The organism is Streptomyces canus, from assembly GCF_001514145.1.
GTDB classification, from domain to species: Bacteria; Actinomycetota; Actinomycetes; order Streptomycetales; family Streptomycetaceae; genus Streptomyces; species Streptomyces canus.
Map to the genome: position 1 here is coordinate 1 of NZ_KQ948662.1, position 18,691 is coordinate 18,691.

Consider the following 18,691-nt stretch of genomic DNA (forward strand, 5'->3'; position numbering starts at 1 on the left):
TCCCACCCACCACCGCAACATCATCGCCCTGACGTCCGCGAACGCGGCAGCCGACCACGGTTGCCGGGTGGGTGTCCATGGCCACGTCCTCGGCCGTGGACACCCAGGAAGCTACGAGAGCTCTCGGCTCTTCCTGACCAGCTGGAAACCGGAGACGATCCGGTGGACGCCGTAGAACATCGGCATCCAGACCACGAAATAGACGCCGTCGCCCCGGGCTTGCCCGAAGGTGACGACGGCGACGAGCAGCCCCCCGATGAACCAGGCCGCACCAAACTCGATGGAGCGCCTGCCCCTCGTCTCCAGCAGGGTCCGTTGCTCCGGGCAGATGCCATGGGGCGCGACGGGTGAACTCCTGTACGGCCTCGTGCCGTTGTCGGTCAATCCGGTTCCTGAGTCGATGGACGTGTCCTGACCACCGGCCGGCATCCTCTGCGGTCCGGACGGCGTGGGCCGACCGGTCGGACGGTCCCCCGCGCCATCCGACCGGCCGTCGGTTGTACAAGCGGGCACGCTATAGGCCCGCAGCCGACGCGGTCTTGGACAAATGTGCACTCGTGGAGAGAGCCATCGCCCCCTCCACGCGTCGCGAGGCCACCATCTGTCCGGGCGTGGTGCCGGCGATGGCCCGGAACTCGCGGTTGAGGTGCGCCTGATCGTAGAAGCCGCAGGCCGTGGAGATCTCGGTCAGACTCGTGGCCCCACGACCGAGCAACGCCACGGCGTGACGGAAGCGCAGCACCCGGGCGGACGCCTTGGGGGTGAGTCCGATCTGCTGGGTGAACCGGCGGGTCAAGTATCCCTGGCTCCAGCCCACTTCGGCGGCGATACGGGCGATCGGTACCGCCCCCGCGCTGCCGACGAGCACTTGCCAGGCGCGTGCCACCTCGGGAGCAGGCTGCGGGCCGTACTCGAGTCGGGCCAGCAGTGCCGCGTCCAGCAGGTCGAATCTGTCGGCCCAGTCGGGCGTGGCTGCCATCCGCTCCACCAACACGCCGGCTTCGGGCCCCAGAACGTCCCGTATCCCGACGGCCAGATTCGTCAACTCGCTCATCGGCAGGCCGAACAGCCGGTACGCACCCAGTGGCGTGAACTCCACCCGGATCGCCTCCTGGCCGCCGGGATGCGTACAGATCGCGGGCCGGTCCTCCAGCCCCACCACCAGCGACCCGATGCTCCCGGCGCCGGTGTCCGGCACGCCCAGCCGCCGCACCTGCGAGAACGGCTCCGCGAGACTGATCAACAGGGTCGCGCGCCCCGTCGGCACCAACCGTGCCTCGTACGGTGTGGCCACCGCTTCCCAGTAGCCGACACAACTGCGCAAGTACGGCCGTAGCCCCGGATGCCAGGGCCGGGTCACCCGCCACAGCCCACCGAGCCGCGCGACCTCGACCGGACCCGCCCCGGTCATCACACCCCGTGCACCAGGCACCACCAGGAGCGCTCCTCTCGCCCTCGAGGACATCGCCGTGCGTGTTTCCCACGTCCGCCGCGCCCACCCCCCTACCCTCCCCCGCTCACCCGAACACCCTTGCCGACAATCGAGCACACGCCTAGGCTGACTTTGTGCCGCTAATAAACAAAATGCGAACGCGCATCACCGTGCCGGACGACTCCCTCACCCGACTCCGCATCGCCCTCACCGTCTTCTTCGCCCTCGACGGCTTCGTCTTCGCCGGGTGGGTCGTCCGCATCCCCGCGATCAAGGAGCAGACCGGCGCCTCCGCCAGCGCCCTCGGCCTCGCCCTCCTCGGCGTCTCGGCCGGCGCCGTGATCACCATGATGCTCACCGGCCGCCTCTGCCGCCGTTACGGCACCCACCGGGTCACCGTCGTCTGCGCCGTGCTGCTCTCCCTCAGCGTCGCGCTGCCGCCGCTCACCCACTCCGCGGTGGCGCTCGGCACCGTACTGCTGATCTTCGGCGCGGCGTACGGCAGCATCAACGTCGCCTTCAACAGCGCCGCGGTCGATCTCGTGGGCGCTCTGCGGCGGCCCATCATGCCCAGCTTCCACGCCGCCTTCAGCCTGGGCGGAATGCTCGGTGCCGGGCTCGGCGGGCTGGTCGCCGGAGCGCTGTCCCCCACACGGCACCTGTTCGGCCTCACCGTGATCGGGCTGCTCGTCACCGCCGTCGCAGGCCGGACCCTGCTGCGCATCCCGGCCCCGACGCCCTCGCAGGAGGTGCTCCAGCAGACGTCCGCGCCCCGCCGCCAGGGCACCCGCACCCGCGGCCTCGTCATCACCTTCGGTCTGATCGCCCTGTGCACGGCCTACGGCGAGGGCGCGCTGGCCGACTGGAGCGCCCTGCATCTGGAGCACGACCTGGAGGCCACGCCCGGCGTCGCCGCGGTCGGCTACTCGTGTTTCGCGCTCGCCATGACCATCGGCAGGCTGACCGGTACCAGGCTGCTCGAACGACTCGGCCAGACCCGCACGCTCGTGGGCGGCGGCACCACGGCCGCGCTCGGCATGCTGCTCGGCGCCCTCGCCCCCTCCGTCTGGGCGGCGCTGCTCGGCTTCATGATCACCGGGCTCGGTCTCGCCAATCTCTTCCCCGTCGCCGTCGAGCGCGCGGGCAGGCTGGCCGGGCCCGACGGCGTGGCCATCGCCTCGACCCTCGGCTATGGCGGCATGCTCCTCGGCCCGCCCGCCATCGGCTTCATGGCCGACTGGTTCTCCCTGCCCGCCGCCCTCACCAGCGTCGCGGCGCTCGCCGCCACCGCCGCGGTCATCGCGCTGCTGACCCGACGCGCGGCGGGCTGAGTCGCGCGCAGGCCGTAGCCCGCCGGATCACTCCGGATGGTCCACGGCCTCCTTCTGCAGTTGAACAGCCGCCAACAGGCTCAGCTTCGGCTCCGCCTTGCGCAGTGCCCGCACCGCCGCGACCGAGGTGATGTCACCCGTGAAGCCGACGGCGGCCCACCGGGAGCGGACCCAGCGGGCGCGCAATCCGGCCTCGGTGGCGGCGGCGGTGGACTCGACAAGTGCCATAGCGCGTTCCAGCCCGGGGCGTTCCTCGGGCGGGGCCTCGGCCAGCGCCTGGCGCAGGGCCGCTCCGACGACGTCCGCGTCCCTGACGAGCAGCACGAAGTTGTGTTTCTTGTTCAGTCCCGCGATTCCCGACATGCGGCTCATCGTGACGGTCATGTTCCGTGCCCGCCAAGCGACTTGAGGAGCCTCAGAGGCTCGGCCCCCTGTCCTTCACGCCGAAACGGTTTCGCATCTGACGGTCGCGGGGATTAGCCTGGTGTGTACGAAACTGTTTCGTTTGGATGAGGCGCGCATGAACGGCAACGGCGGCGGACGTACGACCTCGGCGAGCGCGGTGGAACCGGGCTGTACCCCGCGCCGGCGGCGCAGCCGTCTGACGCCGACGCGCGAGGCGGAGCTGTACACGACCGTGCTCGATCTGCTGCGGGAGGTCGGCTACGACAGCCTCACCATGGACGCCGTAGCCACCCGGACCCGGTGCAGCAAAGCGACCCTCTATCGCCAGTGGGCAGGAAAGCCGCAGCTGGTGGCCGAGGCGCTGCGCCACGAGAAGCCCGCCACCCTCGCCGGCGTCGACACCGGGTCCCTGCGCGGGGACTTCGCGGCGGTGGTGGCCCAGATGGACGAGCTGCGGATGGAGCAGGACACCGCCCTGATGCGGGGCGTCCTCCAGGCCGCCCACGCCCACCCCGATCTCCTCGCGGCACTGCGTGAACTGCTCGTCGTTCCCGAACTGAGCAGTCTCGATGCGCTGTTGGGACAGGCCGTCGAGCGCGGCGAGGTCCCCGCTGACACCGCCGCACTGTCCTACGTCTCCTACGCACTGCTGGGCAGCGTGATCGCCCACCAGCTGCTGGAGGACAAGGCGGCCGACCCGGCCTTCGTCGGGAACTACATCGACGCCGTCGTACTGCCCTCTCTCGGCGTCTGAACCCGCGGAATCAGCCCAGCTTCTTCAGCAGTTCCACGGCGAGGGGCGCGGAGGACGACGGGTTCTGCCCGGTCACCAGGTTGCCGTCGACGATCACATGCGGAGCCCAGGGCTCGGCCACGTCGACCTGGACGCCGGCCTCGGTGAGCCGATCCTGGAGCAGCCACTTCGCCTTGTCGGCGAGGCCCGCCTGGGTCTCCTCGGCGTTGGTGAAGGCGGCCACCCGGCGCCCGGCGAACACGTTGGAGCCGTCGGCCTTCGTCGCCGCGAGCAGGGCGGCGGGGGCGTGGCAGACGACACCGAGGGGCTTGCCGCTCTCCAGAGCGAGGGTGAGCAGTCGGCCCGAGTCCGCGTCGACAGCGAGGTCCTCCATCGGCCCGTGGCCGCCGGGGTAGAAGACCGCCGCGTAGTCGTCGAGGTTCACGTCCTCCAGCCGTAGCGGCTGCTGGAGTTCGGCGGCCGAGGCGAGCACCCCGGCGATGCGGTCGGCGTTCTCCTGACCGCCGTTGACCTCGGCCGCGAGGCTGCCCTTGTCCACGGTCGGCACGACACCGCCGGGGGTGGCCACCACGATCTCGTGTCCGGCGGCCTTGAACGCCTCGTAGGGGGCCACGGCCTCCTCGGCCCAGTAGCCGGTGGGGTGCTGGGTGCCGTCGGCCAGGGTCCAGTGGTCGGCACCGGTCATCACAAAGAGAATCTTCGACATGGTGAGACCGTAGTCCCGCCCCGCCATAGAAATCCAATAGGCTCACGCATATGAGGGATAGGAACACCAATGGCTCCGAGGAGCCGGGGCAGACCGTCGGCGCCCCGCTGGACCTGAACCTCCTGCGGACGTTCCTGACGGTGTACCGCACCGGCTCCTTCACCGCCGCCGCCCGGCTGCTCGGCCTGTCCCAGCCCACGGTAACCACCCAGATCCGCACCCTGGAGCGGCAGTTGGGCCGCGAGCTGTTCGAGCGCCGGGCGCGGGGCGTGACCCCGGCGCCCTACGCGGACGAACTCGCCGCCAGGATCGTGCAGCCCCTGGACTCGCTCGCCATGGTGGCCGGGCCCGCCGGGGGCACGGAGGACGCCCCGGCCGAGCCGGTGCATCTCGCCGGTCCGGCCGAGCTGCTGTCCCGGTGCGTCCTGCCCGGCCTCGCGCCCCTGGTGGACAAAGGGGTACGGCTGCGCATCACGCCGGGTCTGACCGAACCGCTCCTTGACGACCTGCGCGCGGGCCGCCACGACCTGGTGATCGCCACGTTCCGGCCGCGCGGCCGGACCCTTACGGCCGTGCCCCTCAACGACGAGGAGTTCGTGCTGGTCACCTCTCCCACCTGGGCACAGCGGCTGGGCACACCCGCGTCCGTCGCGGCCGCCCTGCACGGCGTCCCGCTCGTCGCCTACGCCGACGATCTGCCCATCGTGCGCCGCTACTGGCGGCACGTCTTCGGCCGACGTCTGGTCCGGCAGCCCGCGGTCACCATGCCGGACCTGAACGCGGTCAAGGCCGCGGTCGCCGGCGGCACCGGATTCACCGTGCTCCCCCGTTATCTGTGCGTCGAGGAACTGCGCTCGGGGACGCTGGTCCTGCTCCACGACCCCGACGACCCGCCCCTCAACACGAGCTTCCTGGTGCAGCGGCCCGGCACCTCCGGCATCCCGCACGTGGCGCTGGTCCGCGATCACCTGCTTCAGGCCGCCCGTGACTGGTGACTCCGTCGATGTCATGCCTTGACGACGAAGTACTGAAGGCGCGCGAGCGGCACATCGCCCTGGGGCACACTCACTCCATGGAGACTGCCGAGTTCATCCGCATCCTGGACCGGGAAGGCCTGTTGCTCGCGTCGGCCGCCGAGCAGGCGGGACCGGACGCCAAGGTGCCGACCTGCCCTGACTGGCAGGTGCGGGACCTGTTGAAGCACACGGGGACAGTGCACCGCTGGGCGGCCGCGTTCGTGGCCGAGGGACGCTCCGACCGCCTCCCCTTCCCGGACCGACCCGATCTCGACGGTGGGGAGTTGCTCGCCTGGTTCCGCGAGGGGCACCGCCTCCTGGTCGGCGCCCTCGGGGCCGCCGACCCCGGCCTGCAGTGCTTCCAGTTCCTGCCCGCCCCGTCGCCGCTCGCGTTCTGGGCCCGGCGTCAGGCGCACGAGACAGCCGTGCACCGCTTCGACGCGGAGGCGGCCCGCGGCGGCACCCCCGAGGAGCTCGGCAGGGACTTCGCGGCCGACGGCATTGACGAGTTGCTGCGCGGCTTCCACGCCCGCGCGAAGAGCAGGGTCCGCACCGACGAGCCCCGGGTGCTGCGGGTGCGGGCGAGTGACACGGACGGCGCCGTGTGGACCGTACGACTGACGCGGGAACCGCCCGCGGCCGAGTACGGCGAGGCCGGGGACGCCGACTGCGAGGTGTCCGGGCCCGCCGCGCGGCTGTATCTGGCGCTGTGGAACCGGCTGCCGTTCCCGCGGGTGACCGGGGACGTGTCGGTCGCCGGCCTGTGGCGGGAGACGTCCGCCGTGGGCTAGGACGGCTCCAACATCCTTGTCAGGACCGCGCGTTGCACCGGCAGGGCGTCGCCGTGCAACGCGCGTCCCTTCGATGTGAGGGACACCCGCACGCCCCGCCGGTCCTCCGCGCACATCCCGCGCTCGACGAGCCCGTCCTTCTCCAGCCGGGCGATCAGCCGCGACAGCGCGCTCTGGCTCAGATGGACCCGCTCGGAGATCTCCTGCACGCGGTAGTCGCAGCCGCCGTCGGCCAGGACGTCCAGTACCTCGAAGTCGCTGCCGCACAGGCCGTGTTGATGAAGAGCACGGTCCAGTTCGCACTGCGTGCGCGCGTGCAGCGCCAGCATGTCCCGCCACTGTTCCGCGAGCTCCTGCTCGGGCCTCTTCGCCGCCATGGGCGGCACCGTAGCAGAGAAGAAGGTTTATTGCATCAGAATTAAATGCGCTTGCATTCGATGCATGCGCATGTAGTGTCTTCGGCATGACCTCTCCGCTCACCACCCCCGCGGACCCTTCCTCAGTGGTCCGCTGGACACCCAGGCTCTGGGGCACCCTGCTGGTGCTGTGCGCCGCGATGTTCCTGGACGCGCTGGACGTGTCGATGGTCGGCGTCGCACTGCCGTCCATCGGCGCCGACCTGGGCCTTTCCACCTCGACGCTGCAATGGATCGTCAGCGGCTACATCCTCGGCTACGGCGGTCTGCTGCTCCTGGGCGGCCGGGCCGCCGACCTCCTGGGCCGGCGCCAGGTCTTCCTGGTGGCCCTCGGCGTGTTCGCGGTCGCCTCCCTGCTCGGCGGCCTCGTCGACTCGGGCCCGCTGCTGATCGCCAGCCGGTTCATCAAGGGCCTGAGCGCGGCCTTCACCGCGCCCGCGGGCCTGTCCATCATCACCACGACGTTCCCGGAGGGCCCGCTGCGCAACCGCGCTCTCTCCATCTACACCACCTGCGCCGCCACCGGCTTCTCCATGGGCCTGGTGCTGTCCGGCCTGCTCACCGAGGCCAGTTGGCGGCTGACCATGCTGCTGCCCGCACCCATCGCCCTGATCGCGCTCGTCGCCGGACTCAAGCTGCTGCCGCGCAGCGCCCGCGAGAAGGACCACAACGGCTACGACATCCCCGGCGCCGTTCTCGGCACCGCCTCGATGCTGCTGCTGGTCTTCACCGTCGTCCAGGCTCCGGAGTCCGGCTGGGCCTCGGCCCGCACGCTGCTGTCGTTCCTCGCCGTGGCCGTACTGCTGACGGTGTTCGTCCTGGTCGAGCGACGCTCGCCGGGCCCGCTGGTCCGGCTCGGCGTGCTGCGCTCCGGCACCCAGATCCGCGCCCAGCTGGGTGCCATGGCCTTCTTCGGCTCGTACGTGGGCTTCCAGTTCTTGGTGACCCTGTACATGCAGTCACTGCTCGGCTGGTCGGCGCTGCACACCGCGCTCGCCTTCCTGCCCGCGGGCGCACTGGTGGCGGTGTCCTCGACGAAGGTCGGCTCGATCGTCGACCGGTTCGGCACCCAGCGGTTGATCCCGGCGGGCTTCGCCCTGATGGTCGTCGGATACGCGCTGTTCCTGGGGGTCGATCTGAACCCCGGTTACGCCGCCGCGATCCTGCCGTCGATGCTGCTCATCGGCGCCGCCTGCGCACTGGTCTTCCCGTCGCTCAACATCCAGGCCACCAACGGCGTCGACGACCACGAGCAGGGCATGGTCTCCGGACTGCTCAACACCTCGGTCCAGGTCGGCGGTGCGATCTTCCTGGCCGTCGTGACCGCCGTGGTGACGGCGGGAGCCCCTGAGAACGCCACCCCGCAGGCCGTCCTCGACAGCTACCGCCCCGGCCTCGTCGTGGTCACGGCCATCGCCGCGGCCGGGCTGCTGATCACCCTCACGGGACTGCGCACCCCGCGCCGCCCGCAGCGGTCCGTCGTGGTCGCCAAGTCCACTGTGCAGGAGGCGGAGCGCGTCACCGTACGCGACTAGGGGGACGCCTCCGACACCGTGTGCCCGGCCGAGCTGCTTGCTCCGCCGGGCACACGGCTGTGAGACTTCAAGGGTGGAGACCTACGGGGGACGCCGGAGCAAGGCCGAGCAGGACGCCATCACCGTCGAGATCGGATACGCCCTGTGCAGTGCGCTGTTCGCGGCGGCCGTGCTCTTCGGGGCGGTGGCCGGACCGGCGCTGCTGTTCGAACTGCCGGGAAGCGTCGAGAGGTTGCTGCTGCGCATCGGGCTCACGATCGCGCCCGTGGTCTTCGTCGCCCGGGTGATCAGCGTGCTCGTACGCTTCCGGCAGCAGAGCGCTCAGCCCAGCCAGCCCGGCCGCACCAACCCCGACTCGTAGGCCAGCACCACCAGTTGAGCCCGGTCGCGGGCGCCGAGCTTGACCATCGTGCGGCTGACGTGGGTCTTGGCGGTGAGGGGGCTGACGACCAGGCGGCGGGCGATCTCCTCGTTGGACAGGCCGATGCCGACCAGGGCCATCACCTCCCGTTCCCGCTCGGTGAGTTCGGCGAGAGCCCCCTCGGCCGCGGGTTCCTTGGAGCGGGCCGCGAACTCGGCGATGAGACGTCGGGTCACGCCCGGCGAGAGAAGCGCGTCGCCGTCGACCACCGCCCGGACGGCGCGCAGGAGTTCCTCCGGTTCGGTGTCCTTGACCAGGAAACCGGAGGCACCGGAACGGATCGCCTCGAAGACGTACTCGTCGAGTTCGAAGGTGGTGAGCATGACCACCTTCACGTCCTTCAACGCGTCGTCCGCCGTGAGGCGCCGGGTCGCGGCGAGGCCGTCGAGCAGCGGCATCCGGATGTCCATCAGGACGATGTCCGGCCGCAGTTCACGCACCTTGGCCAGCGCCTCCTCACCGTCGGAGGCTTCACCGGCCACCTCGATGTCCGGCTGTGCGTCGAGCAGGGCCCGGAAACCGGCCCGCACAAGTGACTGGTCGTCGGCGAGCAGTACGCGGATCACCGGTCGTCCTCCTTGGCCTTCACCCTGAGCGGCAGTACGGCGAGCACCCGGAACCCTCCGTCGGGACGCGGACCCGCCTCGATCGTGCCACCGAGTGCGGCGGCCCGCTCCCGCATTCCGGCCAGACCGTTGCCGCTGCCGCCCGCGTCGGTGCCGGTCGAGGGTCCGTCGTCGTCGATACGCAGCCGTAGCGCACCACCGTCGTGATCGAGCCGCACGCGCGCGTGCCGCGATCCCGAGTGCCGTACGACATTGGTGAGCGCCTCCTGGACGATACGGAAGGCGGCGAGGTCCGCGCCGGGAGGCAGACCCGGCGCCGATCCCTCCAGCTCGACCGTGAGGCCCGCGCCCGCCGCCTGGGACACCAGCTCGGGCAGCCGGTCGAGCCCCGGCGCGGGGGCGCGCGGCGCGTCACCCGGCGTGCGCAGCGTGTCGAGCACCTGGCGCACCTCACCGAGCGCCTCCTTGCTGGCGGCTTTGATGGTGGTGAGCGCGGTGCGGGCCTGTTCGGGGTCGGTGTCGAGAAGAGCGAGGCCGACGCCGGCCTGGACGTTGATGACGGAGATGCTGTGCGCGAGCACGTCGTGCAGCTCACGGGCGATCCGCAGCCGCTCCTCGTCGGCGCGGCGCCGTGCGGCCCGGGCGCGTTCGGCGCGGTCCCGGGCCCACTGTTCGCGCCGGGTCCGGGCCAGCTCCGAGACGGCGACGATCGCGACGACCCAGGCGGCGATCACCCCCTCCTGCCCCCACGGGGCGGCCGGGTCCCCGGAGGGCGGCAGCCACTGGTAGAGCCAGTGGGCCACCAGGACATGCCCGGCCCAGAGCATCCCGAGCGCGGTCCAGGCGGCCTTGCGGTGCCCGGTCACGATGGCGTTGAAGCAGGCGAGGGCGACGGCGAGGAACACGGGCCCGTACGGATACCCGGCCCCCAGGTAGAGCATCGCGGAAGCCGCCGTACCGAAGACGACGAGCACCGGCCGCCGGTGCCGCCACAGCAGCAGCCCGGCGCCGATCACCAGCAGCACCCGTGCGAACGCGTCGAGGTCGGCCCGGTCGCCGGCCTGCTGCCGGGCCGCGTAGTTCGACCCCGCGAGCACGAAGAACGTGAGCAGCAGGGTGGACGGCCACGGCCACCGGGCCCCCTGCCCCTCGCCGGAACGCCGCCACCACGCCGCCCCGTGCCACCGCCACCGCGGCGGCTCGTCCCCGCGTACGCCCTGCTCACCTTCCATGACAGCCACGCTAGACGTCCCGACCCGGCCAGGACGTCCCCCGAGCGCGGTGATCACGCGTACTCCCCGCGAAGTACGACGGCCTTTTCGACGCGAGGGCGGCGCGGCGGACGCGGCGCCCACCCGTCAATCCAGCCCCACGCCCCGCGCAAGTTGCGTCACCGCATGCCGGAAGAACCGTTCGCGGTCCTCCACCACCCGATTGAACTGGCCGAACAGCTCGAACCCGATCAGGCCGAACAGCTGGGCCCAGGCGGCGACGAGTGCGGTGGCGGTCTCGGGCGGGAGGTCGGGGGCGAGGTCGGCGGCGATGCGTTCGGCCTCGGGGCGCAGTTCGTCGGCGAGTGCGGGCCCGGTCAGACCAGGGCCGCGGTGCGCATCGCGGGTGATGCCGATGAGAAGGAGACCCACGCGGGAGGCGGCCGGGACCGTCGCCTGCGGTGCGGTGTAGCCGGGGATCGGGGATCCGTAGATCAGCGCGTACTCGTGGGGGTGTGCGAGCGCCCACCCGCGTGCCGCCTCGCACACCGTCACCCAGCGTTCCATCGGCCTCGCCTGCGCGAGGGCTGCGTGCGCGTGTTCCGCACTCTCGCCCAGCGAGTCGTAGGCGTCGATGATGAGGGCGGTCAGGAGGTCGTCGCGGCTGGCGAAGTAGCGGTACAGGGCGGAGGAGACCATGCCGAGCTCACGGGCCACGGCCCGCAGCGAGAGCTTGGCGGCGCCTTCCGCGGCGAGCTGTCTGCGCGCCTCGTCCTTGATGGTGGCGGTGACCTCGATCCGGGCTCGGGCGCGGGCGCCTTGTGCAGTGCTCATGGGCTTCAGTGTCCCATGAAAATGAGAGCGGTGCACACAAACGAGAGCACCGCTCTTGCTCCGACGCCCCTCCTCGTGCCAGACTGAACACCGAGAGAGAGCAGCGCTCACAAAAGAGAGCAACGCTCTCCCGCATTTTGGGGGTTACATGTCCACGCACGTCCAGAAGCCCGGCTGGTTCACGGTCAACATCCTCAACCGCACCGTTGCCTGGCTGACCCGCCGCGGGCTCAGCGTCTGGGGCTCACGCGTCCTGGCCGTCCGTGGCCGCAAGAGCGGCGAGTGGCGCACCACCCCGGTGAATCTGCTGACCGTGGACGGCGAACAGTACTTGGTCGCCCCGCGCGGCCACGTCCAGTGGACCCACAACATGCGTGCGGCCGGCGGCGGCGAGCTGCACTTGGGCAAGAAGGTGGACACCTTCACCGCCACCGAGGTCGCCGACGACGAGAAGGTGCCGCTCCTGCGCGCCTACCTCAAGCGCTGGAAGGCCGAGGTCGGCGTCTTCTTCAACGGCGTCGGTCCCGACTCCGCCGACGCCGACCTGCTCCGCATCGCCCCCGACCACCCCGTCTTCCACATCACGCTCACGAAGTGACGTCGCCGCCCGCCCCACGCTCGGCGGGACGCGGGTCCAGCGCGGCCAGCGCCCGCTGGGCCATCGGCCGGCCCCGGACGAGCTCGCCCAGCGAGGTCGAACCCTGAGTGATCTCCCTGAACGCGTTCCACGCGGGCCGGAAGCCCGTCAGTGCCGCGTGGAACAGGCCGGGACGGCGCTCGAAGGCGGTCAGCAGCCGCTTGCCGACGCTCATCTCCACGCCGAGCCCCGCCTTGACGGCGAACGCGTAGTTCAGCGCCTGGCGCCGGGCGTCCACCGCGTCGTGGGCCTCCGCGATCCGCACGGCCCACTCCCCCGCGAGCCGCCCGGAGCGCAGCGCGAAGGAAATGCCCTCGCGGGTCCACGGCTCGAGCAGCCCCGCCGCGTCACCGCACACCAGCACCCGCCCGCGCGAGAGCGGCGAGTCCTCGGCACGGCAGCGGGTCAGGTGGCCGGAGGAGATGCTGGGTTCGAACCCGGCGAGACCGAGCCGCCCGATGAAGTCCTCCAAGTACCGCTTGGTGGCCGCGCCTTCACCACGCGCCGAGATCACCCCGACCGTCAGGGTGTCCCCCTTGGGGAAGACCCAGCCGTAACTGCCGGGCATCGGGCCCCAGTCGATGAGCACCCGCCCCTTCCAGTCCTCGGCGACGGTCTCCGGCACCGGGATCTCCGCCTCCAGGCCCAGGTCCACCTGGTCGAGCTTCACCCCGACATGCGCTCCTATCCGGCTGGCGCTGCCGTCGGCCCCGACGACCGCCCGCGCGAGCAGCGTCTCGCCGCCCTGGAGGACCACGGCGACCGTGCGCCGGTCGGGCACCGACGAGCCGTGCTGCTCGACGCGCTGGACGGTGACGCCCGTGCGCAGCTCGGCGCCGGCCTTCTGCGCGTGCTCGACGAGCTGCTGGTCGAACTCGGGCCGGTTGATCAGCCCGAACAGCATCTGCTTGGAGCGCCGGGTGCGGGTGAAGCGGCCGTTGTTCGAGAAGGTGACCGCGTGCACCCGGTCCCGGAACGGCAGCTCGAAACCGGGCGGCAGCGAGTCCCGTGAGGGGCCGATGATGCCGCCGCCGCACGTCTTGTACCGCGGCAGCTCGGCCTTCTCCAGCAACAGCACACGCCGTCCGGCCACCGCCGCCGCGTAGGCGGCCGAGGACCCCGCGGGTCCCGCGCCCACCACGACGACGTCCCACACCCGCTGTCCGTCGTCCTGCACGTCGTCCGCCGAAGAGTCGTCCGCCGAAGAGTTCTCGCTGCTCACGATGGTCTGCTGCTCCCGATCAAGCCGTTGCCGCACCTGTCTCCCGCATCCTACGGCGGGCCCGTCCACAGACCACTGTGGGAGGATCTACGGCACTCACAGGTACAACGTCGCACCCACCAGGAGCGTGCCCATGTCGTCGAATCCGGTCGCCGAGACCGTCGCCTCGCTGATGCCCAGGGCGCGGGCGGAGCTCACCGAACTGGTGGCGTTCAAGTCGGTGGCGGACTTCGACCAGTTCCCGAAGAGCGAGAGCGAGGCCGCCGCCCGCTGGGTCGCGGACGCGCTCACCGCCGAGGGCTTCGAGGACGTGGCGCTGCTCGACACCCCGGACGGCACCCAGTCGGTGTACGGCTACCTGCCCGGTCCCGCGGGCGCGAAGACCGTCCTGCTGTACGCCCACTACGACGTGCAGCCGCCGCTGGACGAGGCCGGCTGGACGACCCCGCCGTTCGAACTCACCGAGCGCGACGGCCGCTGGTACGGGCGCGGGGCCGCCGACTGCAAGGGCGGTGTGATCATGCACCTGCTCGCGCTGCGCGCCCTCAAGGCCAACGGCGGGGTGCCGGTCCACGTCAAGTTCATCGCCGAGGGCTCGGAGGAGCAGGGCACGGGCGGCCTGGAGCGGTACGCCGAGGCACACCCCGGGCTGCTGGACGCGAACGCCATCGTCATCGGCGACGCGGGCAACTTCCGCACCGGTCTGCCGACGGTCACCGCCACCCTGCGCGGCATGACCATGCTCCGCGTCCAGGTCGACACCCTGGAGGGCAACCTGCACTCGGGCCAGTTCGGCGGCGCCGCCCCCGACGCGCTGTCCGCGCTGATCCGCGTACTGGACTCGCTGCGCGCGAAGGACGGGACGACGACGATCGACGGGCTCACCCCGGACGCGTCCTGGGACGGCCTGCAGTACGACGAGGAGCAGTTCCGCAAGGACGCCAAGGTCCTGGACGGCGTCGACCTGATCGGTGACGGCACGGTCGCCGACCGCATCTGGGCCCGCCCGGCCGTGACGGTCCTCGGCATCGACTGTCCGCCGGTCGTCGGTGCCACCCCGTCCGTGCAGGCGAGCGCCCGTGCGCTGGTCAGCCTGCGGGTGCCGCCGGGCATCGACACCGACGAGGCGACCAAGCTTCTCCGTGCCCACCTGGAGACGCACACTCCGTGGGGCGCGCGGGTGAGCACCGAGCGGATCGGCCAGGGCCAGCCGTTCAGCGCGGACACCACCAGTCCGGCGTACGCGGCGATGGCCGACGCGATGGCGGTGGCCTACCCGGGCCAGGAGATGCAGTACGCCGGCCAGGGCGGCTCCATCCCCCTGTGCAACACCCTCGCGGCGCTCTACCCGCACGCCGAGATCCTGCTCATCGGCCTGAGCGAGCCCGAGGCCCAGATCCATGCCGTGAACGAGAGCGTCTCCCCGCAGGAGCTGGAGCGCCTGTCGGTGGCTGAGGCCCTGTTCCTGCGTAACTACGCGGCGAGCTGAACCGCCGGGTCTGCTGTCGGCAGAAGGCCCCCGTCCGCGGACGGGGGCCTTTCTACGGTCGTCCCATGGACGTCATCGAGCTGCTCCCGCACCTGCACCTCCTGCGCTTCCCGGTCGGCCAGGCCTATCTCTGGCGCGACGGCGACGAGTGGACACTGATCGACGCCGGCCCGGCAGGATCCGCCGCGCCGATCGCCGCCTGCCTGCGAGGGCGCCTACGACGGATCGTGCTCACCCACTTCCACGAGGACCATGTGGGCGGGGCGGGCGAGTTGGCCGCTCTGACCGGCGCCGAGGTGCTGGCACACCAGCTGGACGCGCCCGTCGTACGAGGCGAAGTACCGGGCCCGCCACCGGTGTTCGAGGACTGGGAGCGCCCCCTGCACGCGGAAGCACTACGGCACCTGCCGCAGGGCGAGTTCGAGAGGCCGTCGAAGCTCACGGAGCTGTCCGACGGTGATCTGCTCGACTTCGGCGGTGGGGCGCGGGTCGTCCATGTCCCGGGTCACACGCCCGGCAGTGTCGCGCTCCATCTCCCCGAGCACGGAGTGCTGTTCACCGGGGACGCCGTGGCCACCTCGCCTGTCGACGGGAACGTGATGCTCGGCGTGTTCAACGTCGACCGGTCCCAAGCCCTGCGCTCCTTCGAGAAGTTGGCGGAACTCGGGCCGGACCTGGCGTGCTTCGGCCACGGGGGACCGATCATGGGGCCATGGTCTCCCCCACCCGTCTCGGCACCCACTCCGACACCGCCACCTCCCTCGCCCTCCTGAGCGACGACGCACTCGCCGACCTGGTGGCATCCGGCACACCGGCAGGCACCGGCGTCGGAGGACGGGCGACCCTGCTGGAGGTGGACGGCGTACGGATCTTCGTGAAGCAGGTGCCGCTCACCGCCACCGAGCTCGAGCCGGACCACGTCCGCTCCACCGCGAACCTCTTCGATCTGCCGCCTCACTTCCACTACGGCATCGGCGCGATCGGCAGCCCCGGCTTCGGTGCCTGGCGTGAGCTGGCCGTGCACGAGATGACGACCCACTGGGTGCGCTCGGGCAGCTTTCCGGGCTTCCCGCTGCTGCACCACTGGCGGGTGCTGCCCGGCCCCCCGCAGCCGCTCCACGCCGAACTCGCCGACGTGGAGCGGTGCGTGGCCTACTGGGGCGGTGGCCGCGAGCGCGTCGAGGCCCTGCGCACGGCGTCCGCGAGCCTGACCCTGTTCCTGGAGTACCTGCCGCACACCCTGCACGACTGGTTCTCCGCCCAACTGCGCACGGAGAACGCCGAGTCGGCCTGCGCCCTCGTGGAGCAGGGCCTCGAAGCCGTCACCGACTTCCTCCGTGAACAGCGGCAACTCATCCACTTCGACGCCCACTTCGGCAACATCCTCACCGACGGACACCGGCTCTACCTGACCGACTACGGACTGTCACTGTCGAGCCACTTCCGACTCGCCGCACAGGAACGCGACTTCTACGACCGCCACCAGGCCTACGACCGCGCCTACGCCCTCTCCTATCTGGTGCACTGGCTGGTCGTCGACCAGTACGGCCTCGGCCGGGACGAGCGCGAGGAGTTCATCCGCGCATGCGCCGACGGCAGGCACCCCGAGCAGATCCCCGCGGCAGCGGCCGCACTCACCTCTCGGCACGCCCGGCTGGCCGTCGTGGTCGGCGACTTCAACCGGCGCATGGAACAGGAGAGCAGGCTCACCCCGTACCCTCACGACGACGTCGAGGCGCTGTCCTCCAGTGCGGTCAGGGCCGGATCGAGCACGATGTCCTCCGCGCGGGCCTCGACGCTCGGCTCCTCCGGGAAGTGACAGGCCGTCAGGTGACCCTCCGCGTTCCCCGCCAGCCGCACCAGCGGCGGCTCCTCGGTGGCGCACCTGTCCTGGGCCTTCCAGCAGCGGGTACGGAAGCGGCAGCCGGACGGCGGGTCCACCGGCGAGGGCACGTCCCCGGCGAGCCGGATGCGCTCGCGGCGGCGGACGCCGTCCGGATCGGCCTCGGGCACCGCGGACAGCAGGGCATGGGTGTAGGGGTGCCTCGGCCGCGTGTACAGCGTCTGCCGGTCGGCGACCTCGACGATCTTGCCGAGGTACATCACCGCGACCCGTTCGCAGAAGTGCCGTACGACAGCGAGGTCATGGGCGATGAAGACGAACGCGATGCCGAACTCCCGCTGGAGGTCCTGGAGCAGGTTGACGATCTGCGCCTGGATGGAGACGTCCAGCGCCGACACCGGTTCGTCGGCCACGATGAGCTTGGGCCGCAGGGCGAGCGCGCGGGCGATCCCGATGCGCTGGCGCTGGCCGCCGGAGAACTCGCTCGGGTAGCGGTTGTAGTGCTCGGGGCTGAGGCCGACCGTCTCCAGCAGTTCCTGGGCGCGCTTCTTGTGGCCCTGCGGCGGGTTGATGCCGTTGAGCCGCATCGGCGTCTCGACGATCGTGCCGACCGTGTGCCGGGGGTTCAGTGAGGAGTACGGGTCCTGGAAGATCATCTGGAGGTTCCGGCGAGCCTCCTTCATACGGTTCTCCGGGGTGTGGGAGATGTCCTCGCCGTCGAACACGACCTTCCCGGCCGTGGGTTCCAGCAACCGGGTGACCAGGCGCCCCGTCGTCGACTTGCCGCAGCCGGACTCGCCGACCAGCCCGAGCGACTGGCCCGCACCGACCGTGAAGTCGATCCCGTCGACGGCGTGCACGGCGCCGATCTGCCGCTGGAAGACGATGCCGTGGCGGATCGGGAAGTGCTTGGTGAGGCCGCTGACTTCGAGCAGGTGCTCCCCGGCTGCGGGCTGAGTGGTGCTCACGGCATGCTCCTGTTCGTCCGCCGCGGTCACTGCGCGGTCCCGGCAGCCGTACGCAGGCGGATCTCTTGCCTGGTCTCGGGGGTGAGGTGGCAGGCGGCGAGGTGCCGGCCGGTGCCGGGGACGGCCACCAGTTCGGGCCGCTCTGTCGCACAACGCCCCTCCGGCACCCAGCCCTTGTAGGTGCAGCGGGGATGGAAGGCGCAGCCTCCGGGAGGATTGATGAGGCTGGGCGGTGACCCGGCGATCGGGTTCAGCCGCCGTTCGACGTCCCCGGTGATCTGCGGCATGGACTCCAACAGCCCCCAGGCGTAGGGGTGCTGGGGTTCCTTGAGTACGTCGTGCACGGTGCCGTACTCGATACGGCGGCCGCCGTACATCACGAGGATGTCGTCCGCGATGTCGGCCACCACACCGAGGTCGTGGGTGATGAGGATGACGGCGGAGCCGAACTCCTCCTGGAGATCGCGGATCAGGTCCAGGATCTGTGCCTGGACGGTCACGTCCAGGGCCGTCGTGGGCTCGTCCGCGATGAGCAGTTCGGGGTCGCAGACCAGGGCCATGGCTATCATGGCGCGCTGACGCATGCCGCCGGAGAACTGATGGGGATAGTCCCGGATGCGGCGTTCGGGCTGCGGGATGCCGACCCGTTTCAGCATCTCCACGGCACGCTCCCGGGCCTCCTTCTTCGAGACCCTGTGGTGGACACGGTAGGCCTCGGCGATCTGGGCGCCGACGGTGAAGTAGGGGTGCAGGGCGGACAGCGGGTCCTGGAAGATCATGGAGACGGTCCGGCCGCGCAGCGCGCGCATGTCGTGCTCCGGAAGGGCGACCAGGTCCCTGCCGTCCAGCCGGATCTCCCCGGAGACGACTGCGCGCGTGCCCTTGTGCAGCCCGAGCAGGGCCAGCGAGGTGACCGACTTCCCCGAGCCGGACTCGCCGACGATGCCGAGGGTGCTGCCCTTGTCCAGGGTGAACGAGACGCCGTCGACGGACTTGACGATCCCGTCCTCGGTCGGGAAGTGCACGCGCAGGTCCCGTACGTCGAGGAAAGGGGCGGCCGCGGGATCGACGTCCGCCGGTTGCGGTGAGGTCTGGAGGGACACGGGGTTTTCCT

General features: G+C 71.0%; 21 protein-coding genes. 10 read left to right on the forward strand and 11 right to left on the reverse strand.

Annotated elements, in window-relative coordinates:
- Positions 1-111: 111 nt before the first annotated feature.
- The gene (locus AQJ46_RS22545) at positions 112-384 is read right to left on the reverse strand and encodes a hypothetical protein (protein ID WP_059207334.1); all 273 of its coding nucleotides are present in this window, start codon (positions 382-384) and stop codon (positions 112-114) included.
- A gap of 130 nt (positions 385-514) precedes the next feature.
- Positions 515-1,435, reverse strand: coding sequence for a helix-turn-helix domain-containing protein (locus tag AQJ46_RS22550; RefSeq protein ID WP_282690846.1), 921 nt, complete (start codon positions 1,433-1,435; stop codon positions 515-517).
- A gap of 149 nt (positions 1,436-1,584) precedes the next feature.
- On the opposite strand from AQJ46_RS22550, the gene AQJ46_RS22555 reads away from it, so the two are divergent.
- Positions 1,585-2,763 carry an MFS transporter gene (locus tag AQJ46_RS22555; protein WP_059207335.1) on the forward strand — a complete coding sequence of 393 codons (1,179 nt, stop codon included), beginning with the start codon at positions 1,585-1,587 and terminating at the stop codon, positions 2,761-2,763.
- A 27-nt stretch (positions 2,764-2,790) separates the two neighbouring features.
- Here the strand turns inward: AQJ46_RS22555 and AQJ46_RS22560 are convergent, their stop codons facing one another.
- The gene (locus AQJ46_RS22560) at positions 2,791-3,126 is read right to left on the reverse strand and encodes a hypothetical protein (RefSeq protein ID WP_059207677.1); all 336 of its coding nucleotides are present in this window, start codon (positions 3,124-3,126) and stop codon (positions 2,791-2,793) included.
- Positions 3,127-3,283: 157 nt separating this feature from the next.
- On the opposite strand from AQJ46_RS22560, the gene AQJ46_RS22565 reads away from it, so the two are divergent.
- Positions 3,284-3,922, forward strand: coding sequence for a TetR/AcrR family transcriptional regulator (locus AQJ46_RS22565; RefSeq protein WP_079072395.1), 639 nt, complete (start codon positions 3,284-3,286; stop codon positions 3,920-3,922).
- Positions 3,923-3,932: 10 nt separating this feature from the next.
- Here AQJ46_RS22565 and AQJ46_RS22570 read toward each other — a convergent pair whose 3' ends face one another.
- On the reverse strand, positions 3,933-4,628 hold the full coding sequence (locus AQJ46_RS22570; RefSeq protein WP_059207679.1) for a type 1 glutamine amidotransferase domain-containing protein: 696 nt from the start codon (positions 4,626-4,628) through the stop codon (positions 3,933-3,935).
- A 50-nt stretch (positions 4,629-4,678) separates the two neighbouring features.
- On the opposite strand from AQJ46_RS22570, the gene AQJ46_RS22575 reads away from it, so the two are divergent.
- Both AQJ46_RS22575 and AQJ46_RS22580 read left to right on the forward strand, forming a co-directional pair.
- Positions 4,679-5,623 (forward strand): LysR family transcriptional regulator, encoded by a 945-nt coding sequence (locus tag AQJ46_RS22575; RefSeq protein ID WP_059207336.1) that lies wholly within the window; start codon positions 4,679-4,681, stop codon positions 5,621-5,623.
- A gap of 77 nt (positions 5,624-5,700) precedes the next feature.
- Positions 5,701-6,435: a maleylpyruvate isomerase family mycothiol-dependent enzyme gene (locus AQJ46_RS22580; RefSeq protein WP_059207680.1), complete on the forward strand. Its 735-nt coding sequence runs from the start codon at positions 5,701-5,703 to the stop codon at positions 6,433-6,435.
- Here the strand turns inward: AQJ46_RS22580 and AQJ46_RS22585 are convergent.
- A complete protein-coding gene (locus tag AQJ46_RS22585) occupies positions 6,432-6,812 on the reverse strand; it encodes a MarR family winged helix-turn-helix transcriptional regulator (RefSeq protein ID WP_057609708.1) in 381 nt (126 codons plus the stop codon). The genes AQJ46_RS22580 and AQJ46_RS22585 overlap by 4 nt on opposite strands.
- Positions 6,813-6,898: 86 nt before the next feature.
- Between AQJ46_RS22585 and AQJ46_RS22590 the strand changes: the two genes are divergently transcribed.
- Together AQJ46_RS22590 and AQJ46_RS22595 are read left to right on the forward strand one after the other, a co-directional pair.
- Positions 6,899-8,386 (forward strand): MFS transporter, encoded by a 1,488-nt coding sequence (locus tag AQJ46_RS22590; protein ID WP_059207337.1) that lies wholly within the window; start codon positions 6,899-6,901, stop codon positions 8,384-8,386.
- Between the two features lie 73 nt (positions 8,387-8,459).
- The gene (locus AQJ46_RS22595) at positions 8,460-8,747 is read left to right on the forward strand and encodes a DUF6332 family protein (RefSeq protein WP_059207338.1); all 288 of its coding nucleotides are present in this window, start codon (positions 8,460-8,462) and stop codon (positions 8,745-8,747) included.
- Here the strand turns inward: AQJ46_RS22595 and AQJ46_RS22600 are convergent.
- The 3 genes from AQJ46_RS22600 to AQJ46_RS22610 all read right to left on the reverse strand — a co-directional run bounded on the left by AQJ46_RS22600 (position 8,708) and on the right by AQJ46_RS22610 (position 11,418).
- The gene (locus tag AQJ46_RS22600) at positions 8,708-9,373 is read right to left on the reverse strand and encodes a response regulator (protein ID WP_057609711.1); all 666 of its coding nucleotides are present in this window, start codon (positions 9,371-9,373) and stop codon (positions 8,708-8,710) included. The genes AQJ46_RS22595 and AQJ46_RS22600 overlap by 40 nt on opposite strands.
- A complete protein-coding gene (locus tag AQJ46_RS22605; protein WP_107117320.1) occupies positions 9,370-10,605 on the reverse strand; it encodes a sensor histidine kinase in 1,236 nt (411 codons plus the stop codon). The genes AQJ46_RS22600 and AQJ46_RS22605 overlap by 4 nt, the downstream gene beginning before the upstream one ends.
- 126 nt (positions 10,606-10,731) lie before the next feature.
- On the reverse strand, positions 10,732-11,418 hold the full coding sequence (locus AQJ46_RS22610) for a TetR/AcrR family transcriptional regulator (RefSeq protein WP_059207340.1): 687 nt from the start codon (positions 11,416-11,418) through the stop codon (positions 10,732-10,734).
- Between the two features lie 148 nt (positions 11,419-11,566).
- On the opposite strand from AQJ46_RS22610, the gene AQJ46_RS22615 reads away from it, so the two are divergent.
- Entirely contained in the window at positions 11,567-12,016 is a 450-nt protein-coding gene (locus AQJ46_RS22615) for a nitroreductase family deazaflavin-dependent oxidoreductase (RefSeq protein WP_059207341.1), read from the forward strand.
- On the opposite strand, the gene AQJ46_RS22620 is transcribed toward AQJ46_RS22615, so the two are convergent.
- Entirely contained in the window at positions 12,006-13,277 is a 1,272-nt protein-coding gene (locus AQJ46_RS22620) for a geranylgeranyl reductase family protein (protein WP_059207681.1), read from the reverse strand. The genes AQJ46_RS22615 and AQJ46_RS22620 overlap by 11 nt on opposite strands.
- A gap of 133 nt (positions 13,278-13,410) precedes the next feature.
- On the opposite strand from AQJ46_RS22620, the gene AQJ46_RS22625 reads away from it, so the two are divergent.
- The 3 genes from AQJ46_RS22625 to AQJ46_RS22635 all read left to right on the forward strand — a co-directional run bounded on the left by AQJ46_RS22625 (position 13,411) and on the right by AQJ46_RS22635 (position 16,585).
- A complete protein-coding gene (locus AQJ46_RS22625) occupies positions 13,411-14,766 on the forward strand; it encodes a dipeptidase (RefSeq protein WP_059207342.1) in 1,356 nt (451 codons plus the stop codon).
- Positions 14,767-14,831: 65 nt separating this feature from the next.
- Positions 14,832-15,539: an MBL fold metallo-hydrolase gene (locus AQJ46_RS22630; protein WP_059207343.1), complete on the forward strand. Its 708-nt coding sequence runs from the start codon at positions 14,832-14,834 to the stop codon at positions 15,537-15,539.
- Positions 15,479-16,585: a hypothetical protein gene (locus AQJ46_RS22635; RefSeq protein WP_059207344.1), complete on the forward strand. Its 1,107-nt coding sequence runs from the start codon at positions 15,479-15,481 to the stop codon at positions 16,583-16,585. Before AQJ46_RS22630 ends, AQJ46_RS22635 begins: the two co-directional genes overlap by 61 nt.
- Here the strand turns inward: AQJ46_RS22635 and AQJ46_RS22640 are convergent.
- Both AQJ46_RS22640 and AQJ46_RS22645 read right to left on the reverse strand, forming a co-directional pair.
- Entirely contained in the window at positions 16,486-17,607 is a 1,122-nt protein-coding gene (locus tag AQJ46_RS22640; RefSeq protein WP_059207345.1) for an ABC transporter ATP-binding protein, read from the reverse strand. The two genes, AQJ46_RS22635 and AQJ46_RS22640, sit on opposite strands and share 100 nt — an antisense overlap.
- A complete protein-coding gene (locus AQJ46_RS22645) occupies positions 17,604-18,680 on the reverse strand; it encodes an ABC transporter ATP-binding protein (RefSeq protein ID WP_059207346.1) in 1,077 nt (358 codons plus the stop codon). The genes AQJ46_RS22640 and AQJ46_RS22645 overlap by 4 nt, the downstream gene beginning before the upstream one ends.
- Between the last annotated feature and the right edge of the window lie 11 nt (positions 18,681-18,691).

Bases quoted from the DNA above. Each gene is read 5' to 3' on its own strand.
- AQJ46_RS22590 (WP_059207337.1), top strand. From the start codon at position 6,899: ATGACCTCTCCGCTCACCACCCCCGCGGACCCTTCCTCAGTGGTCCGC.
- AQJ46_RS22635 (WP_059207344.1), top strand. From the start codon at position 15,479: ATGGTCTCCCCCACCCGTCTCGGCACCCACTCCGACACCGCCACCTCC.
- AQJ46_RS22555 (WP_059207335.1), top strand. From the start codon at position 1,585: ATGCGAACGCGCATCACCGTGCCGGACGACTCCCTCACCCGACTCCGC.
- AQJ46_RS22615 (WP_059207341.1), top strand. From the start codon at position 11,567: ATGTCCACGCACGTCCAGAAGCCCGGCTGGTTCACGGTCAACATCCTC.
- AQJ46_RS22580 (WP_059207680.1), top strand. From the start codon at position 5,701: ATGGAGACTGCCGAGTTCATCCGCATCCTGGACCGGGAAGGCCTGTTG.
- AQJ46_RS22625 (WP_059207342.1), top strand. From the start codon at position 13,411: ATGTCGTCGAATCCGGTCGCCGAGACCGTCGCCTCGCTGATGCCCAGG.
- AQJ46_RS22605 (WP_107117320.1), bottom strand. From the start codon at position 10,605: ATGGAAGGTGAGCAGGGCGTACGCGGGGACGAGCCGCCGCGGTGGCGG.
- AQJ46_RS22565 (WP_079072395.1), top strand. From the start codon at position 3,284: ATGAACGGCAACGGCGGCGGACGTACGACCTCGGCGAGCGCGGTGGAA.
- AQJ46_RS22630 (WP_059207343.1), top strand. From the start codon at position 14,832: ATGGACGTCATCGAGCTGCTCCCGCACCTGCACCTCCTGCGCTTCCCG.
- AQJ46_RS22575 (WP_059207336.1), top strand. From the start codon at position 4,679: ATGAGGGATAGGAACACCAATGGCTCCGAGGAGCCGGGGCAGACCGTC.
- AQJ46_RS22585 (WP_057609708.1), bottom strand. From the start codon at position 6,812: ATGGCGGCGAAGAGGCCCGAGCAGGAGCTCGCGGAACAGTGGCGGGAC.
- AQJ46_RS22570 (WP_059207679.1), bottom strand. From the start codon at position 4,628: ATGTCGAAGATTCTCTTTGTGATGACCGGTGCCGACCACTGGACCCTG.
- AQJ46_RS22610 (WP_059207340.1), bottom strand. From the start codon at position 11,418: ATGAGCACTGCACAAGGCGCCCGCGCCCGAGCCCGGATCGAGGTCACC.
- AQJ46_RS22560 (WP_059207677.1), bottom strand. From the start codon at position 3,126: ATGTCGGGAATCGCGGGACTGAACAAGAAACACAACTTCGTGCTGCTC.